Genomic DNA, 2,041 nt, shown 5'->3' with positions numbered 1-2,041 from the left:
AGGATAGTTTAAGATCATTCGCGCTGAACCGTATCACAAGTAAGGCGAAAAAAATTGTTGTGAGTAGGGTGCGGGAGTGTTATGCGTGAGGAAAGAGTTTATCGAAGTTGGTTTTTTACATTGAATCGTAGTATTATAGAGCATTCTTCCTATGCTAACACTTTGACGACCTCCGCTTGTTTTGGATTTATTAAACTGGCGGAACAGTTCGTGAAAAAGCCGACCCAATTTGGCCGGCATGACACATTAATCTGAATATAGCTATTTAAAGAGCTTGTAAGGTTGGTCGGATAGTAATTTCGTTTACTCCGACTTCCTCTGGTTCCTGAATTGCGAAAAGAATAGCTTTGGCGACACTGTATGGAGAAATCGCCAAACCGTTGTTTTGAGAAATCATATCTTTATATTCTAAAGGAAGACCGTCGATCGCTGTATCTGTAGCAGTCATACCTGGAGATATGTTGGTTGTCCGAATACGAGATGTTGTTGATTCTTCTTGTCGCAAGCCTTCCGAGATGGCTCTCACAGCATATTTCGTAGCGCTGTATACCGCTGTGCTCGGAATAACCTTATGTCCCATAAGGGAGGAGATGTTGATAACATGCCCCGATTTTTGCTCTCTCATCGCGGGCAAAACTGCAGCTATCCCGTATAGAACTCCTTTGATGTTCACATCGATTAACTGATCCCACTCTTCAATTTTTAGCTCATTTAATGGAGAATTCAGCATTTTCCCCGCGTTATTTATAAGGACATCGATTCGACCATACTGTTTAAAAGCGAAATCAGCCAGTTGCTGCATGTCCTCAGCGGAGGTTACATCCGTTATCCGATAAACGGCTTGACCGCCTTCGAGTTGTATTTCGTTTGCAATGAATTGCAAACGTTCCTCTCTTCTTGCGGCTAATACAAGCTTTGCCCCGTTTTTTGCCAATAATCTGGCTGTAGCTTCACCAATTCCGCCGGATGCTCCAGTAATAATTATGACTTTAGATTCTATGTTTTCCATCTTCCATCGCCCTTTCGAAGTAGAGTACGGTTTGCACACACTATTTGGATAAATACGATTTGCTCGATAAATGCATTGAGGACCATTTAAATCAAATGATTCTTTCGTGTAAGTTCAGTAAGTCTTATCAGAAAAAAATAACGGATCTGGACGAGGCCATGGAGTCGTTAAAGGCGTTATTTGTTTTTATTGAAGACCATTTTTCATTCTTTTCATCGATGATCTCCAAACAAAAAACATCCATATTCCGTGAGGGTATGCTGAAGATCATTAAGAAAGCCATTCAGAAGCAGATCGATATGCAGGGGATTAATCAGAATATGGATAAAGAACTGATCATCAACTATACGGCCTCGGCCTTTGTTGGTACGGTAGAATGGTGGATTCTGAACCAAATGCCGCACTCACCACAAACAATGGCTGAGCAACTGGCAGATCTATTTAAAAGGAATAATATTTTTGATAGTACGAAACCCGCAGTAAAGACTAAGCTACCTTGAGCGTGTAGGCCACTTCGGTTGGCTGGCGAACTTTTTTGTTAGAAACGCGAGAAACCACTTGCGAGAATTTTGGAAGTGGTTGCGTGGGGTTTTGTTTTGAAATTCTATTTTTGAGTTGTTTTAGAGGCTCCACTGGCTCGCTTTCGATTGAAAAACAGCTTAAAGAAACAGAAGGGCCCTTATTTGGCAAAAGGCACCGAAAAGCATGGGATTGGAACAAAGAAATATGATATGGGTCTCGGATGGTGGCTTTTAAAGAAAAACAACAACACATATTGGCATGGTGGGGGAACGGGGTGTTTTAGTTCATTTTTAGGTTGTGATAAAGATAGGAAAGCAGCAGTCGTCGTATTAGCAAATTATGGATTAGGCATAAACGACGATCAGAACATTGGATTTACATTATTGGAAAGCTTACAGCACTAAATAAGATTCCCAAAGGTTTGTAACAAAGGTTCTTGAATTTTCGCCTCAGCGATGATACGAAGAACCGTATCACATATATGTGGTAAAGCGTAGAAGTTGATTAAGC

General features: G+C 41.0%; 3 protein-coding genes. 2 read left to right on the top strand and 1 reads right to left on the bottom strand.

What is annotated here, in order from left to right; all coding sequences use genetic code 11:
- Positions 1-265 precede the first annotated feature (265 nt).
- Positions 266-1,009, bottom strand: a complete 744-nt coding sequence (locus tag G519_RS0138155) for an SDR family oxidoreductase (RefSeq protein WP_029199001.1) — start codon at positions 1,007-1,009, stop codon at positions 266-268.
- 95 nt (positions 1,010-1,104) lie between these two features.
- On the opposite strand from G519_RS0138155, the gene G519_RS46710 reads away from it, so the two are divergent.
- Both G519_RS46710 and G519_RS0138145 read left to right on the top strand, forming a co-directional pair.
- Positions 1,105-1,509 (top strand): TetR-like C-terminal domain-containing protein, encoded by a 405-nt coding sequence (locus G519_RS46710; RefSeq protein ID WP_084160540.1) that lies wholly within the window; start codon positions 1,105-1,107, stop codon positions 1,507-1,509.
- 183 nt (positions 1,510-1,692) lie between these two features.
- Positions 1,693-1,935 (top strand): serine hydrolase, encoded by a 243-nt coding sequence (locus G519_RS0138145; RefSeq protein WP_029199000.1) that lies wholly within the window; start codon positions 1,693-1,695, stop codon positions 1,933-1,935.
- The last annotated feature ends 106 nt before the right edge of the window (positions 1,936-2,041 follow it).

Origin of the sequence: Paenibacillus alginolyticus DSM 5050 = NBRC 15375 (assembly GCF_000422905.1) — a bacterium.
Classification (GTDB): domain Bacteria; phylum Bacillota; class Bacilli; order Paenibacillales; family NBRC-103111; genus Paenibacillus_E; species Paenibacillus_E alginolyticus.
This window is presented reverse-complemented; position numbering and strand designations above follow the sequence as displayed.